Origin of the sequence: Massilia jejuensis, assembly GCF_042656795.1 — a bacterium.
Classification (GTDB): Bacteria; Pseudomonadota; Gammaproteobacteria; order Burkholderiales; family Burkholderiaceae_D; genus Telluria; species Telluria jejuensis.
Window position 1 is genome coordinate 167,880 of record NZ_JBHSMS010000040.1, and the last position, 23,180, is coordinate 191,059.

General features: G+C 64.3%; 24 protein-coding genes and 1 pseudogene. 17 read left to right on the forward strand and 8 right to left on the reverse strand.

Annotated elements, in window-relative coordinates; all coding sequences use genetic code 11:
• Positions 1-269 precede the first annotated feature (269 nt).
• The 3 genes and pseudogenes from ACFPOU_RS13860 (at position 270) to ACFPOU_RS13870 (ending at position 2,355) form a co-directional block, all read left to right on the forward strand.
• The gene (locus ACFPOU_RS13860) at positions 270-1,115 is read left to right on the forward strand and encodes a MipA/OmpV family protein (RefSeq protein ID WP_379722188.1); all 846 of its coding nucleotides are present in this window, start codon (positions 270-272) and stop codon (positions 1,113-1,115) included.
• Between the two features lie 2 nt (positions 1,116-1,117).
• Positions 1,118-1,816 (forward strand): hypothetical protein, encoded by a 699-nt coding sequence (locus ACFPOU_RS13865; RefSeq protein WP_379722190.1) that lies wholly within the window; start codon positions 1,118-1,120, stop codon positions 1,814-1,816.
• Between the two features lie 63 nt (positions 1,817-1,879).
• A pseudogene (locus tag ACFPOU_RS13870) lies at positions 1,880-2,355 on the forward strand (penicillin-binding transpeptidase domain-containing protein).
• Between the two features lie 59 nt (positions 2,356-2,414).
• Here ACFPOU_RS13870 and ACFPOU_RS13875 read toward each other — a convergent pair.
• Both ACFPOU_RS13875 and ACFPOU_RS13880 read right to left on the reverse strand, forming a co-directional pair.
• Positions 2,415-3,101, reverse strand: coding sequence for a response regulator (locus ACFPOU_RS13875; RefSeq protein WP_379722192.1), 687 nt, complete (start codon positions 3,099-3,101; stop codon positions 2,415-2,417).
• A gap of 202 nt (positions 3,102-3,303) precedes the next feature.
• The gene (locus ACFPOU_RS13880; RefSeq protein ID WP_379722194.1) at positions 3,304-4,398 is read right to left on the reverse strand and encodes an oxidoreductase; all 1,095 of its coding nucleotides are present in this window, start codon (positions 4,396-4,398) and stop codon (positions 3,304-3,306) included.
• A gap of 292 nt (positions 4,399-4,690) precedes the next feature.
• On the opposite strand from ACFPOU_RS13880, the gene ACFPOU_RS13885 reads away from it, so the two are divergent.
• Both ACFPOU_RS13885 and ACFPOU_RS13890 read left to right on the forward strand, forming a co-directional pair.
• The gene (locus tag ACFPOU_RS13885; protein WP_379722196.1) at positions 4,691-5,380 is read left to right on the forward strand and encodes a haloacid dehalogenase type II; all 690 of its coding nucleotides are present in this window, start codon (positions 4,691-4,693) and stop codon (positions 5,378-5,380) included.
• A gap of 262 nt (positions 5,381-5,642) precedes the next feature.
• The gene (locus ACFPOU_RS13890) at positions 5,643-6,506 is read left to right on the forward strand and encodes a class I SAM-dependent methyltransferase (RefSeq protein WP_379722198.1); all 864 of its coding nucleotides are present in this window, start codon (positions 5,643-5,645) and stop codon (positions 6,504-6,506) included.
• A 186-nt stretch (positions 6,507-6,692) separates the two neighbouring features.
• Here ACFPOU_RS13890 and ACFPOU_RS13895 read toward each other — a convergent pair whose 3' ends face one another.
• Positions 6,693-7,001, reverse strand: coding sequence for a hypothetical protein (locus ACFPOU_RS13895; protein ID WP_379722200.1), 309 nt, complete (start codon positions 6,999-7,001; stop codon positions 6,693-6,695).
• 11 nt (positions 7,002-7,012) lie between these two features.
• On the opposite strand from ACFPOU_RS13895, the gene ACFPOU_RS13900 reads away from it, so the two are divergent.
• On the forward strand, positions 7,013-7,222 hold the full coding sequence (locus ACFPOU_RS13900) for a hypothetical protein (RefSeq protein ID WP_379722202.1): 210 nt from the start codon (positions 7,013-7,015) through the stop codon (positions 7,220-7,222).
• Between the two features lie 43 nt (positions 7,223-7,265).
• Here the strand turns inward: ACFPOU_RS13900 and ACFPOU_RS13905 are convergent, their stop codons facing one another.
• Positions 7,266-7,844 carry a superoxide dismutase gene (locus tag ACFPOU_RS13905; protein WP_379722204.1) on the reverse strand — a complete coding sequence of 193 codons (579 nt, stop codon included), beginning with the start codon at positions 7,842-7,844 and terminating at the stop codon, positions 7,266-7,268.
• Positions 7,845-7,963: 119 nt separating this feature from the next.
• Positions 7,964-9,325, reverse strand: a complete 1,362-nt coding sequence (xseA, locus tag ACFPOU_RS13910; RefSeq protein WP_379722206.1) for an exodeoxyribonuclease VII large subunit — start codon at positions 9,323-9,325, stop codon at positions 7,964-7,966.
• A 1,103-nt stretch (positions 9,326-10,428) separates the two neighbouring features.
• Here xseA and ACFPOU_RS13915 point away from each other — a divergent pair.
• The 7 genes from ACFPOU_RS13915 to ACFPOU_RS13945 all read left to right on the forward strand — a co-directional run bounded on the left by ACFPOU_RS13915 (position 10,429) and on the right by ACFPOU_RS13945 (position 16,681).
• On the forward strand, positions 10,429-11,037 hold the full coding sequence (locus tag ACFPOU_RS13915) for a MotA/TolQ/ExbB proton channel family protein (RefSeq protein ID WP_379722208.1): 609 nt from the start codon (positions 10,429-10,431) through the stop codon (positions 11,035-11,037).
• Positions 11,037-11,477: an ExbD/TolR family protein gene (locus ACFPOU_RS13920; protein ID WP_379722469.1), complete on the forward strand. Its 441-nt coding sequence runs from the start codon at positions 11,037-11,039 to the stop codon at positions 11,475-11,477. Before ACFPOU_RS13915 ends, ACFPOU_RS13920 begins: the two co-directional genes overlap by 1 nt.
• A gap of 43 nt (positions 11,478-11,520) precedes the next feature.
• The gene (gene lpxK / locus ACFPOU_RS13925; protein ID WP_379722210.1) at positions 11,521-12,555 is read left to right on the forward strand and encodes a tetraacyldisaccharide 4'-kinase; all 1,035 of its coding nucleotides are present in this window, start codon (positions 11,521-11,523) and stop codon (positions 12,553-12,555) included.
• A complete protein-coding gene (locus tag ACFPOU_RS13930) occupies positions 12,536-12,706 on the forward strand; it encodes a Trm112 family protein (RefSeq protein ID WP_379722212.1) in 171 nt (56 codons plus the stop codon). Before lpxK ends, ACFPOU_RS13930 begins: the two co-directional genes overlap by 20 nt.
• Positions 12,707-12,716: 10 nt before the next feature.
• Positions 12,717-13,469, forward strand: coding sequence for a 3-deoxy-manno-octulosonate cytidylyltransferase (kdsB, locus tag ACFPOU_RS13935; protein ID WP_379722214.1), 753 nt, complete (start codon positions 12,717-12,719; stop codon positions 13,467-13,469).
• A gap of 189 nt (positions 13,470-13,658) precedes the next feature.
• A complete protein-coding gene (adk, locus tag ACFPOU_RS13940) occupies positions 13,659-14,315 on the forward strand; it encodes an adenylate kinase (protein ID WP_379722216.1) in 657 nt (218 codons plus the stop codon).
• Between the two features lie 179 nt (positions 14,316-14,494).
• Positions 14,495-16,681, forward strand: a complete 2,187-nt coding sequence (locus tag ACFPOU_RS13945) for a sodium-translocating pyrophosphatase (RefSeq protein ID WP_379722218.1) — start codon at positions 14,495-14,497, stop codon at positions 16,679-16,681.
• A gap of 151 nt (positions 16,682-16,832) precedes the next feature.
• On the opposite strand, the gene ACFPOU_RS13950 is transcribed toward ACFPOU_RS13945, so the two are convergent.
• A complete protein-coding gene (locus tag ACFPOU_RS13950) occupies positions 16,833-17,360 on the reverse strand; it encodes a DsbA family protein (RefSeq protein WP_379722220.1) in 528 nt (175 codons plus the stop codon).
• 83 nt (positions 17,361-17,443) lie between these two features.
• Here ACFPOU_RS13950 and ACFPOU_RS13955 point away from each other — a divergent pair, with 83 nt between their 5' ends.
• Complete coding sequence (locus ACFPOU_RS13955) at positions 17,444-17,638, forward strand: DUF1059 domain-containing protein (protein ID WP_379722222.1); 195 nt, start codon at positions 17,444-17,446, stop codon at positions 17,636-17,638.
• Positions 17,639-17,661: 23 nt separating this feature from the next.
• On the opposite strand, the gene ACFPOU_RS13960 is transcribed toward ACFPOU_RS13955, so the two are convergent.
• Together ACFPOU_RS13960 and ACFPOU_RS13965 are read right to left on the reverse strand one after the other, a co-directional pair.
• On the reverse strand, positions 17,662-18,102 hold the full coding sequence (locus ACFPOU_RS13960; RefSeq protein ID WP_379722224.1) for a DoxX family protein: 441 nt from the start codon (positions 18,100-18,102) through the stop codon (positions 17,662-17,664).
• 128 nt (positions 18,103-18,230) lie between these two features.
• Positions 18,231-19,529, reverse strand: a complete 1,299-nt coding sequence (locus ACFPOU_RS13965) for an acetyl-CoA hydrolase/transferase family protein (protein ID WP_379722226.1) — start codon at positions 19,527-19,529, stop codon at positions 18,231-18,233.
• Between the two features lie 176 nt (positions 19,530-19,705).
• Here ACFPOU_RS13965 and ACFPOU_RS13970 point away from each other — a divergent pair, with 176 nt between their 5' ends.
• From ACFPOU_RS13970 to ggt, 3 genes are all read left to right on the forward strand, one after another.
• The gene (locus tag ACFPOU_RS13970) at positions 19,706-20,296 is read left to right on the forward strand and encodes a hypothetical protein (protein ID WP_379722228.1); all 591 of its coding nucleotides are present in this window, start codon (positions 19,706-19,708) and stop codon (positions 20,294-20,296) included.
• Between the two features lie 133 nt (positions 20,297-20,429).
• Positions 20,430-21,188, forward strand: a complete 759-nt coding sequence (locus ACFPOU_RS13975; protein ID WP_379722230.1) for a 3-hydroxyacyl-CoA dehydrogenase — start codon at positions 20,430-20,432, stop codon at positions 21,186-21,188.
• Between the two features lie 93 nt (positions 21,189-21,281).
• Positions 21,282-23,060: a gamma-glutamyltransferase gene (ggt, locus tag ACFPOU_RS13980; RefSeq protein WP_379722232.1), complete on the forward strand. Its 1,779-nt coding sequence runs from the start codon at positions 21,282-21,284 to the stop codon at positions 23,058-23,060.
• Positions 23,061-23,180 lie beyond the last annotated feature (120 nt).

The window sequence follows — 23,180 nt, forward strand, 5'->3', positions numbered from 1 at the left end:
CTTACAAAACAACGACAATTACTCGACAAGAACCGGGTGATTCAACAGGGAGAGGCCATTAGGATTATTCTTACCAGTTTTCCGTTTGCCCACTCGACATGCGAGTGTCAGTGGGCTTTTTTATCCTGGCCGCCGCCCTTGCGCGCGGCCACATGGTCAACGCCGGGCGGCGCTGCAACTTACGATTTGCACATGGGAAAACACGACACTTGGGAGCTGGGCTTGCCTCAACGTAAAATACTGGCACCTGAGCTTTCGATTTCCTCACCATGACCAAGCTTTTCGCCTTGGCGCTTGCCGCTGTATCGAGCGCAGCCTGTGCGCAGCTGCCGGCGACTAATCCAATGCCCGACGGCAGCCGCGATATGTATGTCGGGCTGGGCGTGGTGGCGAAGCCACGCTACGAGGGTGCGCGCGGCATGCGACGCGCGGCGCTGCCGGTGCTGCAGGTCCAGTGGAGCAACGGCTTGTTCATTTCCGGCATGCGCGCCGGCATCCATCTGTCGCGTTCGCCCCGGTTCGAAAGCGGGCCCTTGCTGGAACTGCATCCGGGCCGCGATGCCGAGGGCGAGGGCGGGGAGATCGGCGGCATCGCCGCAGTACGCTTGAGCCCCGTCGAAGCGCCGCGCGCGGCCGCCTGGCCCAGGCGGCCGGCCGGCGTGGCCGCCATCGGCCGCCGCGTGCAGGGCGGCGGCTTCCTCAACTATTACCTGACGCCCGACTGGCGCTTCACCAGCAGCCTGCTGTACGGCGCCGGCGATGCGCGCAAGGGCATGAAGTTCGAACTGGGCATGCAGCGCCTGGCGGTCGTGCCGGATGCACATCACCGGCTCGGCCTGGATGCCGCCGTCGGCTTCGGCGACCGCCACTACAATGGGGCCTTGTTCGGGGTTTCCGAGCGCGATGCCTCCAGCAGCGGCGCTGCGCCCTTCGACGCCGCCGGCGGCATCAAGGATGCGCGGCTGGGCGGACGCTGGCATTGGGCCTGGTCGCCTTCCTGGATGCTCACCTCGCACGTGCAGGCCATCCGCCTGCTGGGCAGTGCCCGCAAGAGCCCGCTCGTCGAGCGGCCGACCAACCTGACGGTTTCCACCGCCATCGCCTACCGCTTCTGACGATGCCACTGGCCAGCCACCTCGCCGCCTGCTGCACCCTGTCGCTGATCGCCCTGTCGATGTGCGCCCAGGCGCGTGCCGGCGACTGGGTCAGCTATCGCGATGTCTACCGCGCCATGGTGGTATTCGAGAAATATGGCGGTCCGAAAAATTTCTTGCAAAGCCAGCTGCAAGTAGCGCCCCAGGACCGCATCGCCTCGCTCGACGGCGTGCAGCTGACCCTGGCTGGCAAGACCAACCAGGTCAACTTGCCGCTCGATCCGCTCGGGCGCACGCCATTCCCGCTGCTCAAGGGCGCCTATGACGAGAATGCCGCCTTGCTGCTCAGCCGCAAGATCGGCAGCTTCGGGGTGCGTCCGCGCGTCTCGATCGCCCTGCAAGCCGATGGCGTGTATGAAGACGGCGAATTGCGTGCGGCCTGCGAACAGGCACTGGGCTTTGCCCGCTATGGCGACGGCTCGCTGCGCACGCGCCAGTGCGCCGGCGTGCGCTTCGTGTTCGCCAAGCGCGGCGCCGAGATCGGCGTGCGCGTGCAAAAGAGCGACGGGTCCGACGCCAGCCTGCCGGTCAGCCCCGGCACGGCCTTCCCGGGCGACGCCGACGACAGCTTCCCGACCGTGCTGTACCGCTTCAATGGCAGCGAAAAGGTCCAGCTCGTTACTGCCTACCCGCCGCTGGCAATCGTGCCCCTGTTCGAATAAACCGCGCTACTATCGGCGCCCAAGCGCTTCACCAGGAATGTCGATGCGCCGCCTGTTGCCCTATTGCCCCTGCTGCTCTTGCCCGCTTCCCTGTTGGCGCAAGCGGCCGAATGGAAGGACAGCCTCCGGCTGGCTGAACTTTTCGAGCGCGAGGGCGTGCGCGGCACCTTCGTCATGCACGACGTTGCCGCGGACAGCTATACCGTCCACGACCGCCGGCGTGCCGACACGCGCTACATCCCCGCATCGACCTTCAAGATCGCCAACAGCCTGATCGGCCTGGCACAGCTTGCCGTTGCCAAAGGCTGCGATGGCCGGCGTGCGCGCGATCCTGCGCCAGGGGGGAGGCTGCCTTGCATGCGAAGACCGGCTGGGGCAAGCTGGAAAGCGGGCCCGACATTGGCTGGTGGGTCGGCTGGGTGCGCAAGGACGGCAAGCTCTACACGTTCGCGTTGAATCTCGACATTCCAGACGACGCGACCGGCGCCAAGCGCGTACCAGTGGGCAAGGCCAGTCTGCAGGCGCTCGGGCTGCTCTAAGATCCTGTTCGCACCGGCCGGCGTCGCCGCCTACAAGGAGAGTTTCCAAGCTGCGATGCTCAGCCCCACGCCGACGGCGAGAACAGATAGCCTTCGCCCCACACGGTCTTGATCTTTTCTGACTTGGCGTCGTCAAACTTGCGGCGCAGTTTCGAGATGCTGTTGTCGATGCTGCGGTCGAGCCCGTCGAACTCGATGCCGCGCATTTTTTTCAGCAGTTCGTCGCGCGAGAGCACCCGTCCGGCCGCCTCGGCCAGCACCAGCAGCAGCTTGTATTCGGTATTGCTCAGCACGCACAGCTCATCGCGCCAGTACACCGTGCGGTCGGCGCCGACGATGCGCAGGGCGCCGAAGACGAGTTCGCCGCTGTCGGGCGCCGCTTTCGGCTGGGTACGGCGCAGCAGGGCGCGCAGGCGCGCCAGCAGCACGCGCGGCTGGACCGGCTTGTTGACGAAATCGTCCGCGCCTTGCTCCAGACCCGAGACCTCGTCGTACGAATCCTCGCGCGCGGTCAGGATCAGGATCGGCACCTCGGACAGCTCGCGGATCTGGCGGCACACGACCATCCCGTCCAGGCCCGGCAGCATCAGGTCGAGCACCACGATGTCCGGCGCGCAGGACTGGAAGCGCGCCACCGCCTCGTCGCCGCGCGTGACCAGTTCGACCGCGAATTCGTATCCGGACAGGTATTCCGTGACCAGTTCGGCCAGGCGCGCGTCGTCCTCCACCAATAAAACTCGGTACATGCTGTTCTCCTTCCCCGATATTGTATAGACGCAATCGCGCAAGAGCACAGTTACTACATTCCTGCGACAGTCGGTGACATTTTCGGGACAAAGAAAGGTGTCCGTTGCGCTGTGCGGCCGCGTGGTGTCAGCACGGTCTCCGTCGGGCAGCCCGTCAGCGATCCGCAGACGCGGCCGCAGACGCGGCCGCCGGCGTGCGCGGTCATGCGGCCAGCTCGCTCTCCTTGATATTCGCAAGGGGCTGCAGCAGGGCATAGTCGAATTCGGCGATCGGCGCGGCGCGGGCCACGCGCTGCGGCCAGTCGGGATTGGCCAGCGCCGTCTTGCCGAGGGTGACGACTGCCGCGTCGCCGCGTTCGACCAGCGCGGCGGCTTTATCGTACTCGCCCAGCTGGCCGTTGGCGATGACCGGCAAGCGGCCATAACGCGCGGCCAGTGCGGCGAGGCTCTCGCCATCGCCGAAGGCTGGCGCCGCTGCGTCGTACTCGGTCGTATGGAGATAGTCCAGGCCGGCCCCGGCCAGGCTTTCGAAGATGCACTTCGCGTCGTCTTCTGCACCGGCCCATTTGTGCTCGTAATCGTTGACCTTGCCTTGGGAGATGCGCATGCCGACCGTGAAATCGTCGCCCACCTGGCGACGCACGGCCTGGCCGACCTCGACCAGCAGCCGCACCCGGTTCAGTGTCGATCCGCCATACTGGTCGGTACGCTCGTTCGTGTACGACGTGAGGAACTGGTCGAGCAGGTAGCCGTTCGCACCGTGGATTTCGACGCCGTCGAACCCGGCCGCCCTGGCGTGGCCTGCCGCAGTGGCGAACGCCTCTTTCACCTGGCCGATCTCGTCCCGCGTCATCTCCCTGGGGAAGGGATACGGGCCCTCGCCGCGATAGAAGCCCATCTGCGTGCCCACGGGCTGCACGGCGGAGGGTGCGATGTTGTCACCGCGCCAGTGGTTGCCCTGGCTGAGCGCGCCCGCATGCATCAACTGCATCACGATCTTGCCACCCTCGGCGTGCACGGCGTCGACCACCTTGCGCCAGGCATCGGCCTGGGCCGTGCTGGCGATGCCGGGCTGGTACAGGTAACCCTGGCTGTGAAGAAGGTCGGGATAGGTGCCTTCCGTGATCACGAGCGCGTATCCTCCGCGCGCGAAGCGCGCATAGTAGCGCGCCATGTCGTCGGTGGCCAGGCCATCGGCGCTGGCGCTGGTTCGCGTCATCGGCGCAACGGCCATCCGGTTTTTCAGGGCCATCGTGTGAATGGTCGTCGGGGTATGGAGAATGGATTGTTCAGTCATGCTTGGCCTGCTTTCAAATTAATTGTAGGAAATTTCGATTGCGGCCCGGTGTCACTGTCGCGCCGGCCTGGCTATCCTGTCCCGGCGCCGGCATCGCCTGTCAGGCGATGGCAGACCTTGCCAGGAACTGCATGTTGTCACGAAAATCGGTACAGCCTTTGCACACTAGGCGATAGCGTCCAATGCCGAACGGGGCAGCCGCCGTCGCGCGAATCGTGCCCGGCATGCGCCAAGACCGGCTTATGATCACGCATGATCGAGCGAACCCTACCATTGCAACGAAGGAGATGACATGAGCTTCCCGACCGTAAGCGCCCCCAAGGTGCTGCTCTTCGATGTGAACGAAACCTTGCTCGATTTGGCTCCATTGCATGAGAGCGTCGACAGCGTGCTGTTGGAACACAAGGGTTCGAAACAGTGGTTCAGCAGCCTCCTGCATTACTCGCTCGTGCTGACTGTCAGCGGACAGTTTCGTCCGTTTTCGGAGATCGGCGTCGCCGTACTGCAGATGATGGCGACGAACCGCGATGTCATGCTCAGTGAAGAGGACGCAAGGAAAGCGCTCGAACCCCTGCGCAGCGCGCCGGCGCATCCCGATGTCTTGCCTGCGCTCGCAGCCCTGCGCCGTTCCGGCTTTCGCATGGCGGCGCTGACCAACTCCTCGTCCGACGGGATGGGCGCCCAACTCGAGAACGCCGGGATCTCACCCTTCCTCGAACGGCAGCTCAGCGTGGAGTCGGTCGGCAAGTACAAGCCGCATCGGGAGGTCTACGCCTGGGCGGCAGAGCAGATGCAGGTACAGCCGCAAGAATGCATGTTCGTTGCCGCTCATCCCTGGGATGTAGCCGGTGCCGCCTGGGCGGGAATGCGCACCGCCTTCCTGGCCCGCCTCGGCGCGCAGCCGCTGCCCATCGCACCCAAGCCCGAGATCGAGTGCCTGGACATGGACGACCTGGCAAAGCGGCTGGGCGCGACCGCATGATCCGAGGTCGGCCTGCCGGCAAGCGCGAAAATGATCGTGATTGCGTCTTGATTCATTTTTTTCGGATCTACCTATCAATACAGGGCGTTTTTAATGGTTTGGCTGCCGCGTATTTTAAAAAATAAATATATTATTCTTTTAAAAATTCCCGTTTATTCCGAGCGCTCTTCTATTGATCATGCTCAAATAAACTGGCGTTCGCTATGTGAAGATGGTTCTCCGGGTTGTCATCTAAGCCGAATAAGGGACAAGGAGAAGAAACATGGCGGCGCTGTCGACAGAAAATAATTTTCAGAAAGAGATGAAGGCCGGAGAACGTTTCGCATTCGGCGAAAACTGGAGCCGATTCCTGCGTCTCCTGGATGAGGAACGTATTGTCCAGGCCACCGACAGCCTGAAGAACATGCTGGAAGTCGACGACTTGAAGGGCAAGACCTTCCTTGATATCGGCAGCGGCAGCGGTTTGTTTTCTCTCGCCGCCAAACGGCTGGGAGCGAAAGTATTTTCCTTCGATTACGATCCGCAGTCTGTCGCATGCACCAGGGAATTAAAAGAGCGGTATTTCAGCGACGATGCCGAATGGCAGGTCGAGCATGGTTCCGTTCTCGATCAAGACTACCTGCAAGGCCTGGGCAAATTCGACATCACGTATTCATGGGGCGTGCTGCACCACACCGGGAATATGTGGCAGGCGCTGAGCAACGCCAGTGATACCGTAGGGAAAAACGGCAAGCTGTTCATCGCTTTATACAACTTCCAACCGTTCGCAAGCAGTTACTGGACGGTTGTCAAGCGCACCTATAGCAGATACGCGCTTTCGCGGCCCTTGTTCGTCCTTGCCTATGCGCCACTGATCATACTGACAGTATTGCGACATCGTCTCGGCAAGCGTAAATCCGCGCGCGGCATGAGCGTCCTGTACGATTTTTTTGACTGGATCGGCGGCTATCCTTTCGAAGTGGCCAGACCCGAGCAGATTTTCGACTATTTTAAAGCCAGGGGTTATCTACTCACGAAGATGAAGACGGTTGGCGGAAAGATGGGCTGCAACGAGTTCGTTTTTTCAGCGCCGGTAAGTCGGCTCCCCATGGCGGATCCGCCTTTCGAGACAGCGACGACAGGGTAGTCTATGCTGTCGTCCGCGAAAGGATGGCAGTAAATGGGTGAGGCAAAAAACGCACCCAGGTCGAGGTTGCTGTGCGAGACCCATGGTTGTGAGAGCTTGCGAGCCACCAGCCTGCCGATGCTGCGCAATCGCCGCATCGGGGAATTGCTGCCGCGTCACTTTATAGCGGCCGCCTATTCTTTGCGATCATGGGAAGCTCAAGTCCAAACTAAGCCTGCTGATCAGGACAAAAGTGAAGACCCCCAAACCCAGGAGCGCTAGCACGAAGACTATAACCACCTTACCGGCCGCGCGTAGCACCGCCCGCTTCTCCTTCTCCTTGTCTTGCTCCTTCTTCCCTTGATCGTAATGCCATTTGATAGCGAAGAACATGCCCGTGCCTAAAGCGAGCACCTTGAACGCACCGGCGATTATAGGGAACCAATCCATGAGGTTGAGTATTTCCAGGCGATGACTTGAGAGAGGAGAAAACGTCAACAATTGCCATGCAAGCATGGTGTTGCTGCATGTTCCGAGGCATCGCTTGGTTAGAGCGAATCATCGGCTGGAAGCTCGCCATGCGCGAAGGAAGGGAATTGCCATTAATGCTGAGCAGTTCAGTGCTTCATGTAAAAATTGCAGGCGAACCGCCCGACAAGGGCCGTCCGCCTGCACATGTTCTGAACTTGATTCGACCGAGAGTTGCCCTCGCCAGGCTTGATGTTCCGGTCTTTTAATTTGTTCCGAACTTAATCATGAGGCAACGAATAGCCGGGGCGATTACGCCATGTTCTTGCCGACGAATTCCCAATTAACCAGGTTCCAGAACGCTTCCACGAACTTGGCGCGGGCGTTGCGGTAGTCGATGTAGTAGGCGTGTTCCCAGACGTCGCAGGTCAGCAGGGCCTTGTCGTCCGAGGCCAGCGGGGTATGCGCGTTCGACGTGTTGACGATGTCGACGCCGCCGTCGGCCTTTTGCACCAGCCAGGTCCAGCCCGAACCGAAGTTGCCGAGGGCCGACTTCGAGAATTCTTCCTTGAACTTGTCGAACGAACCCCACTTGGCATTGATCGCATCGGCGACCGGGCCGCTTGGCGCACCGCCGCCGTTTGGCGTCATGCAGTTCCAGAAGAAGGTATGGTTCCAGACCTGGGCGGAATTGTTGAAGATGCCGCCCGACGACTTCTTGACGATGTCTTCCAGCGACATGTTCTCGAACTCGGTGCCCTTGATCAGGTTGTTCAAATTCGTCACATAGGTGGCGTGGTGCTTGCCGTAGTGGTATTCCAGCGTCTCGGCGGAGATGTGCGGCTGGAGGGCGTCTTTGGCGTACGGCAGCGGTGGCAGAGTATGTTCCATGTCTTATTCCTTTATTGGTTGACAACGAATTAATTCTTCGGAAACGGCGCATATTCTAAACCGGATAGGCGGGCGCTGCATATTTAGCGCGCGAAGCACGGCTCGCCCAGGGGGCGGGCTCATTCCAGGCGCGCCTGCACGCTCGACACTTTCACTTCGGCGCTGCCTTCGGCCAGGCGCACCGTCAGCACCTGGCGGGCCTTGATTTGCCCCGGCGCCCGTAGTGCGTGCCCCTCGGCATTGCTGACGATCGCATAGCCGCGCTCGAGCGTGCGCTGCGGATTGAGCAGTTCCAGCTGGGCCGACAAGGCATCGAGCGCATCGCGTCGCCGTTTGACCGCGCCGCACAGGCTTGCGTTCAAGTGCCGCCCCTCGGAGATGAGCTGGGCGCGCAGCGAGCGCACGTCGGGCCGGTGGCGCGCCCAGCGCTGGCTCCACTGCGCCAGCAGCACGCCGCCGCGATTGACGGGCGCGTGCACCAGGTGGGTCAGGCCGGACGCCAGCGCGCGGAGTTTCAGGCGCTGGTGCGTAATGTGGGCCGTCGGACTCAGCAGGCGCCGGCCGAGGTTGTCGAGCCCCTGGTTTGCTTCCGACAGCCCGCGCCGCATGGCGCGGCGCAGGTCGGTCGCATCCGCCGCCAGCGAATTCATCCAGTCGGCACGCGGCGTTGCGGCCAGCTCGGCCGCGGCGGTCGGCGTGGCGGCGCGTATGTCGGCGGCAAAGTCGGCAATCGTGACGTCGGTCTCGTGGCCGACGCCGGCGATCACGGGGATGCCGCAGGCGGCGATCGCGCGCGCCACCACTTCTTCGTTGAAACTCCACAAGTCCTCGATCGAGCCGCCGCCGCGGCAGACCAGCAGCACGTCGACCTCGGCGCGGCGGGACGCAGTCATGATCGCCTCGGCAATCTTGTCGGCGGCAAACTGGCCTTGTACCGGCGCCGGGTACAGCACGATGTTGACGTGCGGCGCGCGACGCCTCAAGGCCGTCAGGACGTCGCGCAGGGCAGCGGCCTGGGGACTGGTGACGATGCCGATCGCGCGCGTGAACAGCGGCAGCGCGCGCTTGCGGTCCTGGTCGAACAAGCCCTGGCCCGACAGCTTTTCCTTCAGGCGCAGGAAGGCTTCGTACAGCTGGCCGACGCCGGCGCGGCGGATCGCTTCCACATTGATCTGGTAATCGCCGCGCGCGCCGTACAGGGTGACGAGCGCGCGCACCTCGACCTTGTCGCCTTCGCGCGGCACGAAGCCGGCGTACTGGGCGCGGCTGCGAAACATGACCGAGCGCACCTGGGCCGCGTCGTCCTTCAGCGTGAAATACCAGTGCCCGGAACCGGCGCGGGTGAAGTTCGAGATTTCGCCACCGATCCAGATCAGCGGAAAGGAGCGCTCGAGCAGACGCGCGACCTGGGCGTTGAGGGCGGTCACGGTCAGGACAGGGGGCGTGGCGGCGTAGACGTCGGAATCTGGCGTGTTCAACATGGCATGGTGAGAGACGGTGGAGCGGAAAGCTTATGGCATAAGCCCGACCTGACGACAAGGGTTTTTCGTCCCGTAACGCAGGCTATGCATGCCGCCTCATTTGCTGGCACAGATAGGTGATTTGTTTGAAATCAAATGCTTATCGGCAGCTTGGGGTAGTTGGGCACAATGTTATCCACAAAATATGTGGGGAACTCTTGTAAAAGAGTGTCGACTGCCGAAAAAGCGCGCAGGCAGCGCTTTATTGTTTGTAATCAATTGCTTAGGTATTAGACGCTGGCATTGCACACATTCTTTTCCACAGTTTGTGTGCATAGGGACTGGCTGGTGCGGCTCGATGAAGACCTCCGTGCAAGTGCGCGGACTTTGAGCAGGGCAGATTTTCGCTTTAAAATCAACATACTTGCGTTATATCAAGACTCTTCCTCACAATTTTGTCCACAGATTGTGTGCAAAACCCCGTCCAGCACGCTGGAGTGTCCGGGCTACCTATGCGGCCGTGCGATAGACACATCGGATCGTCGCGCCTGCCGCATAAAAGAGCAGGCTTCATAATCTTAATCAAATCAATTACTTAATTCAGCACAAGGCGGTTTGCACACATTCTTTTCCACAGAAAGTGTGCAAAGACGAGGCGGCCGGCAAGCGGGGCAGGATTTCCTACGTAGCCAGGTTTGAAGTGAACAAAGGTCCACGGCCGCAATCCCTATCCGCGTGCGCGTCACCGATGGAGAACGAGGAGAATTGATGTGCTGCATTTTTCAGCGCAGGCATCTTATTGATATAAATCAATGAGTTAACATGTGTGCATGACCATTGCACACAATTTTATCCACAGAAAATGTTTGCAAGTCGGACCCAGCCTGGGGATCGCATGCCTGCAGTGTGCCGCCGCCGCGCCCCGACAACATGCATGCCACATTATTGCGCATGAGAAAATTTGTCTTGATAATCAAGGTGCTGTGTACCGGTGCAGGACATTGCGCACATTTTTATCCACAGAACTTGTGCAGAACCTTTGTTCGCACGGCACGGAAGATGCTTGCCGCATTGCTGCCAACTTGCTACATTGCCGGATTCGTTTCTCATCTTCAGGAGTTCACTTGTTCGCCATTCTTCAAGCCGCCGGCTGGCCCATCTGGCCACTGCTGATTGCCTCCATCGTCGCCCTGGCCTTGATCATCGAACGCCTGATTTACCTGCGCCGCGAAAAAATCTTGCCCAAGCAATTGCTCGGCGAAGTCATCCAGGTCTATCGCAACAACAAGGCCACCCCCGACATCATCAATACGCTGGAACAGAATTCGCCTCTCGGCACCGTGCTGGCCGCGGCGCTGCGCAATGTCGACGCCCCGCGCGAAGTGATGAAGGAATCGATCGAGGAAGCCGGCCGCGGCGTGGCCCACATGCTCGAGCGCTTCCTCACCACGCTCGGCACGATCGCCTCGCTCGCGCCGTTGATGGGCCTGTTCGGCACCGTGGTCGGCATGATCGAGATCTTCGGTTCGCAAAACGCCACCGGCGGCGCCAATCCGGCCCAGCTCGCCCACGGCATCTCGGTGGCGCTGTATAACACCGGCTTCGGCCTGGCGGTCGCCATGCCGGCCCTGGTCGCCTACCGCCACTTCCGCGCCCTGGTCGACAGCTTCATCGTCGACATGGAACTGCAAGCCGTGAAATTCGTCGACGTCGTCCACGGGGCGCGCAAATGATGAATTTCCGCCGCGGCCAGAAGCGCGAGGATCCGGAGATCAACCTGATCCCGTTCATCGACGTGCTGCTGGTCGTGCTTATTTTCCTGATGGTCTCGACCACCTACAGCAAGTTCACCGAACTGCAGATAACGCTGCCGACGGCCGACGCCGACAAGGTGGCCGACAAGCCCTTCGAGATCAATGTCACGATCGATGCCAAGGGCAATTACACGGTCAACAACACGCCGGTTTCCTTCAACGGCGTGGCCGGCCTGGCCGACGACCTGAAGGCAGCGGCCCGTTCCGGCCCCAACGGCCAGCCGGTGCCCGATCCGGTCATCATCGTCAATGCCGACCAGTTCGCGATGCACCAGATGGTGATCAACGTGCTGGAAGCGGCGCGCGTGGCCGGCTACGACAAGCTGACTTTCGCTGCCCAGACCGGCGGCAAGAAATAAAGCCGCAGCCAGGCGCGGCGCCAGGACGCCGCGCTTCTTCTCCATGCCCAACAACCATTTCCTTGAAGTGAGCTTGACGCGCGCCTGGCTGCGCCGCGGCCCGCTGGCCTGCGCCCTGTGGCCCGTCTCGCTACTGTTCCGGGCGCTGTCCTCGCTGCGCGCCGGTCTCTACCGTGCAGGCGTCCTGAAGGCGGAGCGCCTGCCGGTGCCCGTGATCGTGGTCGGCAATATCTTTATTGGTGGCACCGGCAAGACCCCGCTGACGATCTGGCTGGCCCACGCTTTGGTCCAGGCAGGTTTCAGGCCGGGCGTGATTTCGCGCGGCCATGGCGCCGAAGGCGCGGCGCCGCGTGCGGTGACGCCAGACTCCAGCACGGTCGAGGTCGGCGATGAACCGCTGCTGATCGCGCGCCGCACCGGGGTGCCGGTGGTGGTCGGGCGCAAGCGCGTCGAAGCGGGCAGGGCGCTCCTGGTCGCCCATCCCGAGGTCGACGTCCTGATCGCCGACGACGGCCTGCAGCATTACGCGCTGGCGCGCGACATCGAGGTGCTGCTGTTCGACGGCCGCGGCGTCGGCAATGGCTGGCTGCTGCCGGCCGGGCCGCTGCGCGAGGCGCCGGGGCGGCGGCGCGACTTCACCGTCGTCAATGCGCCCGAAATCACGCCGCCGCTGGCAGCCGCCGTCGGCGGCGCGCCCTACCGCATGGAGCTTCTAGGTGCCGGCGCCGAGCGCCTGAGCGGAGCGGGCGAGCGCCGCCCGCTGTCCGCCTTTGCCGGGCAGCGCGTGCTGGCGGCCGCCGGCATCGGCAATCCGGGACGTTTCTTTGCCCTGCTGCGCGGCGCCGGCCTGGACTTCGACGCGCTGCCCTTGCCGGATCACTACGATTTCCGCGACAACCCGTTTGCCGGCGTGGACGCCGATGTCATCCTGATCACGGAGAAGGATGCAGTAAAATGTGGGCAACTTGAAAACCTGAAGGACGATCCACGGCTGTGGGTGGTCCCGGTCGCGGCGCGCATCGATGCGGCCCTGGCTGAACATATTGTGGAGAAATGTCGTGGACGCTCGCCTGCTTGATATCCTGGTCTGCCCGTTGTGCAAGGGACCGCTCGAATTCGACAAGAAGGCGCAGGAACTGATCTGCCGCCCGGACCGCCTGGCCTTCCCGGTGCGCGACGGCATCCCGATCATGTGGGCCGACCAGGCGCGCAAGATCGAAGCGGCATGAGTGCATCGACGTGACATTTACCGTCATCATTCCGGCGCGGCTGGCCTCGACCCGCTTGCCGAACAAGCCCCTGGCCGACCTGGGCGGCAAGCCGATGGTGGTGCGCGTCGCCGAACGCGCCCGTGACGCGGGCGCCGCGCGCATCGTCGTCGCCACCGACCACCCCGACATCCTGGCCGCCTGCGCCGCGCACGGCGTCGACGCCCGCATGACGCGCGCCGACCATCCTTCCGGCACCGACCGCATCGCCGAGGTGGCGCGCGCACTCGGCCTTGCCATGGACGACGTGGTGGTCAACCTGCAGGGCGACGAGCCGCTGATCGAACCGGGTCTGCTGGCCGCCTGCGCCAGCCGCATCGGCGCCGGCGTGCCGATGGCAACGTGCGCCCATCCGCTGGCCGATGTGGGCGAGGTGTTCAACCCGAACGTCGTGAAGGTGGTGCTCGACAAGGCGGGCAGGGCACTGTATTTCTCCCGCGCCACGATCCCCTGGCACCGCGACGCCTTCGCCGCCACGCGCGAGGCCTTGCCGCCGGGCTATGCGCCACTGCGCCACATCGGCTTGTATGCCTACAGCAACGCCTTCCTGCAAGCCTACCCGACGCTCGCGCCGGCCCCGCTGGAACAGGTCGAGGCGCTCGAGCAGCTGCGCGTACTCTGGCATGGCTACCCGATCGCGGTTCACGTCACCGACAGCGCGCCCGAGGCCGGCGTCGATACCCCGGAAGACCTGGCCCGGGTGCGTCTGCACTACGCATCTTGATCTGTGTGGAAATTGATTTCTGAACTAACTGGGCTAGCGCAATAAATCTGGTCTTTCAACGGCCGCGATTGGCGCTGGGGCTTACTTTTGTGGTAAGTTTCGTATCAAGGTAGTCAGATATGCATCAACGCGCAGTCGTCGCCAACACAATAACAATTCTCAACATTTCACATTGTCTTAGGAATTTTCATGCGTCTCATTCTGTTAGGAGCGCCCGGCGCCGGTAAAGGCACCCAGGCTAACTTCATCAAGGAAAAATACAATATCCCTCAAATCTCCACCGGCGACATGCTGCGCGCGGCGATCAAGGCTGGCACCGAGCTCGGCATGGCGGCCAAGAAGGTCATGGACGCGGGCGGGCTGGTGTCGGACGACATCATGATCGGACTGGTGAAAGACCGCCTGCAGGAGCCCGATTGCGCCAACGGCTACCTGTTCGACGGCTTTCCGCGCACCGTGGCGCAGGCCGACGCCATGAAGGACAACGGCATCAATGTCGACTACGTGCTCGAGATCGACGTGCCGGACGCACTGATCGTCGAGCGCATGAGCGGCCGCCGCTCGCACCCGGCCTCGGGCCGTGTGTACCACACCAAGTTCAACCCGCCGAAAGTGGACAATGTCGACGACATCACCGGCGAGCCGCTGGTGCAGCGCGACGACGACAAGGAAGAAACCGTCAAGAAGCGCCTCGAGGTCTACCATAACCAGACCGAAGTGCTGCTCGGCTATTACAACAACTGGGCCCAGTCGGGCCTGCCAGGCGCCCCGAAATACCGCAAGATCGCGGGCGTGGGACCAGTCGAACAAGTACGGGACGCGGCCTTCGCCGCGCTTTCGGAGTAAGACCCAGGAGCGGACAGCAATGTCCGCTTTTTTTTTGCCGGGATGACTCCGTCGCCATCCGTCGCACCGTAGGTTTGAATCAAAGTTGTGCAGTACGCAGTGAGGCAGACTGCTTCGCCGACGAGGCAAGCATCTTTCAATGTGTGGTTGTGACTTGATCGAACAACTGAGGGGACGACATGGCTGGAAACTATCTCGCGTTCGCCGTGGCATGCGGCGTCATTGCGGTCATCTACGGGCTCTGGGCCCGCGCCTGGATACTGCGGCAGGATGCCGGCAACGCGCGCATGCAGGAGATTGCGCAGGCCATCCAGGAGGGCGCCTCGGCCTATCTGGGGCGCCAGTACCGCACCATCGGCATCGTCGGGCTGGTCTTGCTGATCGCCATCTACGCATTGCTCGGGGCCCGCACCGCGGCCGGCTTCTTCGCCGGCGCGGTGCTCTCGGGCGCCTGCGGCTTCATCGGCATGAACGTCTCGGTGCGCGCCAATGTCCGCACCGCGCAGGCCGCCGCCACCGGCATGAAGGAAGCGCTGGCCGTCGCCTTCAAGGGCGGGGCGATCACGGGCATGCTCGTGGTCGGGCTCGGCCTGCTGGGCGTGACCCTGTTCTACTGGTACCTGACCAGCAGCGCCGAAGGCAGCGGACAGTCGCGCCACGACGTCATCGTGCCGCTGATCGGCCTGGCTTTCGGGGCTTCCCTGATCTCGATCTTCGCGCGCCTGGGCGGAGGCATCTTCACGAAGGGCGCCGACGTCGGCGCCGACCTCGTCGGCAAGGTCGAGGCCGGCATTCCGGAAGACGACCCGCGCAACCCCGCCGTGATCGCCGATAACGTCGGCGACAACGTCGGCGACTGCGCCGGCATGGCCGCCGACCTGTTCGAAACCTATGTCGTCACCCTGATCGCCACCATGCTGCTGGGCGCGCTGCTGGTGGGCGGCGAAAACGGCGCCGCCGTCGTCTACCCGCTGCTGCTGGGGGCGGTCTCGATCCTCGGCTCGATCGTCGGCTGCTCGATGGTGCGCGCGCGCCCCGGGCGCAAGATCATGGCGGCCCTGTACACGGGCCTGTGGTGGGCCGCCGGGCTGTCCCTGCTCGGCTTCGTGGCCGTCACCTGGCTGGTCTGGGAAGACGCGGCCATGCGCGCGAGCATGCTCGGCTGCGCCATCGTCGGCATCGTGCTGACCGGCCTGATGGTCTACATCACCGAGTACTACACCGGCACCGACTTCAAGCCGGTACGCCACATCGCCGAAGCCTCCACCACCGGCCACGGCACCAACATCATCGCCGGCCTGGGCGTGTCGATGAAGTCGACCGCCTACCCGGTACTGGCGGTCTGCATCGCCATCCTGGTCGCCTACCAGCTGGGCCAGCTGTACGGCATCGCGATCGCCGCGACCTCGATGCTGTCGATGGCGGGCATCATCGTCGCCCTCGACGCCTACGGCCCGATCACCGACAACGCCGGCGGCATCGCCGAAATGAGCGGCATGCCCGAGTCGGTGCGCGCCATTACCGATCCGCTCGACGCCGTCGGCAATACCACCAAGGCCGTCACCAAGGGCTATGCGATCGGCTCGGCCGGCCTGGCCGCGCTGGTGCTGTTCGCCGACTACAGCCACGCGCTCGACATGGCGGGCATGTCGATGGCCTTCGAGCTGTCCAATCCCATGGTGATCGTCGGCCTGTTCATCGGCGGCCTGATCCCCTACCTGTTCGGCGCGATGGCGATGGAAGCGGTGGGACGGGCGGCGGGCGCCGTCGTGGTCGAGGTGCGGCGCCAGTTCCGCGACATCCCGGGCATCATGGCCGGCACCGGCAAGCCCGAGTACCACAAGGCGGTCGACATGCTCACCGCCTCGGCCATCCGCGAAATGATCATCCCTTCGCTGCTGCCGGTCGTGGTGCCGGTCGCCGTCGGCATGCTGCTCGGCCCGGCGGCGCTGGGCGGCCTGTTGATGGGCACGATCATTACCGGCCTGTTCGTCGCCATTTCGATGACGACCGGCGGCGGCGCCTGGGACAATGCCAAGAAATACATCGAGGATGGCAATTACGGCGGCAAGGGCTCGGACACGCACAAGGCGGCCGTCACCGGCGACACCGTCGGCGACCCGTACAAGGACACGGCCGGCCCGGCTGTCAATCCGCTCATCAAGATCATCAACATCGTCGCGCTCCTGATGGTGCCGCTGCTGCCGGCCGCCGGCTGGGTGGCCGTGTCGGCGCCGCAAATCGCGGAGCTGCAGTGGTCGGCCAAGCCGGCCGCGCAGCCGGCCGTCCAGCCGCACCGTCAGCCGGCGGGGGCGGCGGCCGCGACCAGGGTGGCGCAGGAGCCGGGCGCGCCCGCACCGCGCTGAGCAAGCATGGCGGCGGCCGATCCGGCGCGGGTCGTGGCCTGTCAAGCTGTTGCTCGACACGGCAACGGGCAAGGCCCGGCGTCTACGAACGCTACGCCGCCGATACCGCGACATGCATGCGAGGCCGCCCTGGGGCGCGTGTCGAGCGTTCTCAGTGCTCGTCGAGCGCTTTCTTCAGGGCGGAGGCCAGCGAGGCATGATCCGAGTCGCCGTGGTAACGCTCGCCATTGATGAAGAAGGTCGGCGTGCCGCGGGCACCGAGCGCGCGTGCGCCGTCGGCCTGCGCGCCGATCCGGGCGCCGTGCTTTCCATCCTCGATGTCGCCAGCGAAACGGCGCGCGTCCAGTCCCAGGTTCGCGGCCAGTACGGGCAGGGTGTCTTCGTCGAGCGTGTCCTGGTGCTCGAACAGGGCATCGTGCATCTCCCAGAACTTGCCCTGGGCGCCGGCGGCCTCGGCCGCTTCGGCCGCGGGCGCGGCAAGGGGGTGCAGGTCGGCCAGGGGCAGGTGGCGGTAGACCAGGGCCACGCGGTCGCCGTGCTGTTGCATCAGCTCGCTCAAGGCCGCGTGCGCCCGGGCGCAATACGGACACTGGAAGTCGCCGTATTCGACCAGCGTCACCTTCGCGTCATGCGCACCGCGCACATGGTCTTGCTCGTCGATCCTGATACTGTCGCTCATCTTTTCTCCATTCGTCGGTCCTGCTTGAACTGGCGCGGGCGCGCATTACACTGAAGGCATCACTACCTGGTGAGGAGCTCATCATGGCACGCAAGTACATCGACTGCCGCGAGTTTCCGAGCAACACGAAGTGTTCGGTCACGATCGCGGCCGACAGCGAGCAGGAACTCATGACTGTCGCGATCGAGCACGCGGTCAGCGTGCACGGTCACCAGGACACGCCGGAACTGCGCCAGCAACTCAAGCAAACCATGCGCGAAGGTCAGCCGCCCGCATAAAGCTGTGGCGGACGGTGGCGCCCTCATGCCGCTTCCCGGCCCGCGCCCCGCGGCCGCCAGGTGCTCCACAGGATCAGCCACAATAAAGCTGCCTGGATGGGCAGGCGCAGCCAGAGCGCCCAGAGCGGCACCGGGAACAGCTCGGGCCGCTGGAGCATGTAGACATGCGCCGGGGTGACGGCCAGCGTCAGCAGGAACAGCCCCAAGCCGGCTTGCCTGCGCGTGGCGGCCCACAGGACGCCGAACGCGCCCAGCAGTTCGAAGACGCCGCTGACCAGCACTGCCGCCACCGGCCAGGGAAACCAGGGCGGCACGATGCGTGCCTCCAGCTCGGTCGCCGCAAAGTGTGCGATGCCACCGATAAAGAACCATAGGAAAATGAAGGCCAGCCCGGCAACCTGGCGGCGGCTGGCGCGCCCGCTCATCCAGTGCCGCCTTGGCGGGGAAGTGAACTTGTCAAGCATGCTTGCTCCATCGCGATGCCGCACGGCGGCGTGCTCGCATGATGGCATGCCCGGCCTGGCCCCGCCGCGAGCCTGGCGCCCAGCCTTTGGAACCTATCTCAGTAAGAACTTCCTACTGGGATAGGTTCTTAGAACACGCACATCCGGTTGGCGTCCTCGCGCAGCGTGCTGCGGAAGTCCGGATGGGCGATCGCGATCAAGGCCTGGGCCCGCTGCTTGGCCGACTTGCCGCGCAGCTGGGCGACGCCGTATTCGGTAACGACATAGTTGACGTCGTTCTTGCTGGTCGTCGCGTGGGTGCCGGGCGTGAGCGTGGGCACGATGCGCGAGATGGTGCCGTCCTTCGCGGTCGAGGGCAGCACGATGAAGGACTTGCCGCCGCGCGAACGATTCGCCGCGCGCACGAAATCGACCTGGCCGCCGGTGCCCGAATAGGGGAGGTGGGCGATGCTTTCGCTGCCGCACTGGCCGAGCAGGTCGATCTGCAGGCTAGCGTTGATCGACATGAGCTTGTCGTTGCGGCCAGCGATGTAGGGGTCGTTGGTGAAGTCCGACGGGTGCATTTCCAGCATCGGATTGTGGTGCATGAATTCGTACAGGCGGCGCGAACCGAGCGCAAAGGTGGCGACCATCTTCCCGGGGAGCAGGGTTTTCTTGCGGTTCGTGATCGCGCCGCATTCCACCAGTTTCAGGATGCCGTCGCCGATCATCTCGGTGTGCACGCCCAGGTCGTGCTTGTGGGTCAGCTGCATCACGACCGCGTCCGGAATGCCGCCATAGCCGATCTGCAGGGTCGAACCGTCCTCGATCATGTCCGCCACGTACTTGCCGATCGCTTCCTGCACCGGCCCGATGGCCGGCAAGCCGACTTCGAGGATGGGTTCGCTGCTTTCGACCAGGCCCGTGACCTGGGAAATATGGACATGGCAGTGCCCGTGCGCGAAGGGCACGTTCGGATTGACTTCCAAGACGACGACGCGCGCCTTGGCCACGGCCGCCATCGTGTAGTCCGTGCCCAGGCTGAGCGCGAAATAACCCTGGGCGTTCATGGTCGACGCCATGGCGAAGACGACGTCGGCCGGCATGAGTTCGCGCTCGATCAGGGACGGGATTTCCGAAAAATAGTTCGGGATGAAATCGCACCATCCGCCCTGGCCGCTGGCGCGCGAGGCGCCGCCGAAAAACAGCGCGGCGTGGCGCACGTGCTGCGCCGTGTCCTGATCGAAATAACCGTATTTGCGCATTGCCAGGATTTGCGCCACCCGGATGCCGCGCCAGCGCCTGCGCTCGTCGGACAAGGCGGTGAGCAGCGTGGGCGGCTCGCCGACGCCGGTCGGCACGATGATCATGTCATCGTCGCGCAAGTGCGCAAGCGCATCGAGGGCGCTGCCGCGCTTTGCCTGGTAGAGCTCGTGTACGGTCTGCATTGCTGTCTCCATGTAATCGCCACGCCGCGCAGGGCGCATGCCTCCCAGTCTAACGCCTGAAGCTGACGTGGGCATGACAGGATGGCGGACGGACGATGCACGACGAAAGCGCGCGCCATGCTCCGGCATGGCGGCAGATAATTGCTGTATCGGCAAACCGGTCCATGGAGGCGAATATGAAGCACGCGAAACATTCGAAGCCGCTACGCGCCGCCCGGATCGCGCTGGCGCTGCTGGCGGCGCTGGCGGCCAGCACGGCGGCCGGGCAGGCCCAGGCCGGCAAGGGCGCGCCCGCGTCCGCCGGCCCCGCCTACGGTCCGGTCCTGCACAGCCAGCCGGCGACGCCTGAGCCGGGCGCGCGCCATGAGCAGACCCCGCAAGCCCAGGAGGAACAGGCCGGCGCGTATCGGGCCGGCCGCACGCCGGACATCGATCCGTCGGCGCGCCCGGCGCCGCAGCCGCGGCAGCCTGCCGCGCGCGCCCCGGGCAAGGAGCAAGCGAAGGATGCGCGGCGCGGCGCGCGCCGCTCGGCCCCGCAGCGCGTGGACGCGGTCGCGGTCGCGATGCCGGGTCCGCCCCTGCTGGCCGCGCCGCCGCCACCCCAGCCGATGCCGCTGCGGCCCGGCCCCGCCCGGATCGACAGCTGCCCCGGCGGCGTCTGCACCGACACCGGCGGCGCCACCTACAACACCGGCGTCGGCAACGCCGCCGTCAACGGCGCGGGTCGCCTGTGCACCCGCAGCGGCGATACGATCCAGTGTTTTTGAACGGGGTTTTACGGCGCGCATGGTTTTTCCAGCCAAATGTTCGCTACAATCGAGCCGGTTGACGTTGACGTTAACGTAAACGTAAATGTCAAACAGAACGCCATGAAGAAGCCATAAGGAAAAAGGGAAAACCATGCAGATTCAGAACAATGTGTTCATCATCACCGGCGGTGCCTCGGGCCTGGGAGCGGCGACTGCGCGCATGATCGTGCAGGCGGGCGGCAAGGTCGTCCTGGCCGACGTGCAGGTGGAAGCCGGGACCGCGCTGGCGGCCGAGCTCGGCGGCCAGTTCGTCAAGTGCGACGTGACCTCGGAAGACGACGGCAAGGCGGTCGTGGCCGCCGCCTTGGCCATGGGCACCCTGCGCGGCCTGGTCAATTGCGCCGGCGTGGCGCCGGCCGTGAAAACGGTCGGCAAGGACGGTCCGCATCCGCTGGACGTGTTCCAGCGCACCGTGAACATCAACCTGGTGGGCACCTTCAACATGGCGCGCCTGGCGGCCGATGCGATGGGCCAACTGGATGCCGCCGAATACGGCGAGCGCGGCATCATCATCAATACCGCCTCGGTGGCGGCCTTCGACGGCCAGATCGGCCAGGCGGCCTACGGCTCCTCGAAAGCGGCCGTGGCCGGCATGACGCTGCCGATGGCGCGCGACCTGGCGCGCAGCGGCATCCGCGTGATGACGATCGCCCCGGGCATCTTCGAAACCCCGATGCTGATGGGCATGCCGCAGGAAGTGCGCGATTCGCTGGGCAAGATGGTGCCGTTCCCGCCGCGCCTGGGCATGCCGAAGGAATACGCGCACCTGGCCAAGGCCATCATCGAAAACGTCATGCTCAACGGCGAAACGATCCGCCTCGACGGCGCGATTCGCATGCAGCCCAAATAAGCGGCCGACTGAACCGTTCGATAATTTGATGTAGGATGCCGACAGTAGCGGGCGTGCGGCCCATCGCACGCCCGTTTTGCTTTCAGGGATTCCATGTTTAAATTCACGATGCTCGCCTGCGCGGCGGCACTGGCGGCGCTTGCCCCCTGCACCACGGTCCTGGCCCAGGACAGCGCCCAGCGCGCCCCGGAAATCGCGACCGGCTATGCCGAGAAGGCCGGCTGGGCGGCGCGCAAGCACATGGTGGCTGCCGCCAACCCGCTGGCGGTCGAGGCCGGCCACGAGATCCTCAAGCAGGGCGGCAGCGCGATCGATGCGGCCATTGCCACCCAGCTGGTGCTGACCCTGGTCGAACCGCAAAGTTCGGGCATCGGCGGCGGCGCCTTCCTGGTGCATTACGACGGCGAGAAGGTGCAAGCCTTCGACGGCCGCGAAACGGCGCCGGCAGCGGCGGACGAGCGCCTGTTCCAGAATCCGGACGGCACGCCGGTCTCGCGCACGACCGGCGTCGTCGGCGGGCGCTCGGTCGGCGCCCCGGGCGTGCTGCGCATGCTGGAACTGGCCCACAAGCAGCACGGCAAGCTTCCCTGGAAAACCCTGTTCAGTCCGGGCATCCGCCTCTCCGAGCGCGGTTTTGCCGTCAGCCCGCGCCTGAACGGCCTGCTCGCCTGGGACGCCCATCTGCGCAAGGACCCGGCCGCGGCCGCCTATTTCTACGATCCGGCCGGCAAGCCCTGGCCCGTCGGACATGTGCTGAAGAATCCGGCCCTGGCACGCACCCTGCGCGCAATCGCCAGGGACGGCGCCGACGCCTTCTACAAGGGCCATATCGCGCGCGAGATCGCGGCCAAGGTCAAGGCGCATCCGACCAATCCGGGGCTGCTGACGGCGAAAGACATCGCCGACTACCGTCCGCGGGTACGCGAGCCGGTCTGCAGCGACTACCGCGTCTACACGGTGTGCGGCATGCCGCCGCCTTCCTCGGGCGGCATTGCCGTGGCGCAGATGCTGGGCATCCTGGAAACGCGCGACATGGCGGCCCTGGCGCCGCAAGACGGCGTGCCGGGGGTGGATGCCGTGCACCTGTTCTCGGAAGCCGGACGCCTCGCTTACGCCGACCGCAACCGCTACGCGGCCGATACCGATTTCGTCCCGCTGCCCGGCCGCGGATTGTCCAGCCTGATCGACAAGACCTACCTGGCGCAGCGCGCCGCCCTGATCGGCGAGCGCTCGATGGGCGAGGCGCCGGCCGGCAAGCCGCCCGGCATGGACGTGGCCTGGGGCACCGACAATGCCATCGAAACGGCGTCGACCTCGCACCTGGTCGTGGTCGACGGCAACGGCGCCGGCTTGTCGATGACGACGACGGTCGAAGACGCCTTCGGTTCGCGCCAGATGGTCGGCGGCTTCATCCTGAATAACCAGCTGACCGATTTTTCCTTCAGTGCGAAGGATGCCGCCGGTCCGGTCGCGAACCGGGTCGAGGCGGGCAAGCGTCCGCGCAGCGCCATGTCGCCCACCGTCGTATTCGACAAGAAGAGCGGGCAGCTGGTGCTGGCGGTCGGCTCGCCCGGCGGACCGGCCATCATCAATTACGTCGCCAAGGTGTTGGTCGGCACCCTCGACTGGGGCTTGAACGTGCAGCAGGCCATCGCGCTGCCGAACTTCGGCAGCCGCAATGGCCCCACGGAACTGGAAGCAGGACGCTTTCCGCCGGCCACCGTCGACGGATTGAAGGCACGTGGACACGCGGTGCGCCAGAGCGAACAGAATTCCGGCCTGCACGGCATCATGCGCCTGCCGATCCATGGCGACCCCTGGTGGTTCGGTGGTGCGGATCCGCGACGCGAAGGCGTCGCAAAAGGCGATTAACAATATCTTAAAGGCAATAAGTTCCCTCAGGTCGAGCTTTGTTTGATAACCTTGCAAAGTGGACCGCCAACCAATACCTTCCTTCACCGCCGCCGCGCAGCCTGCCACCCGGGCGCCGCG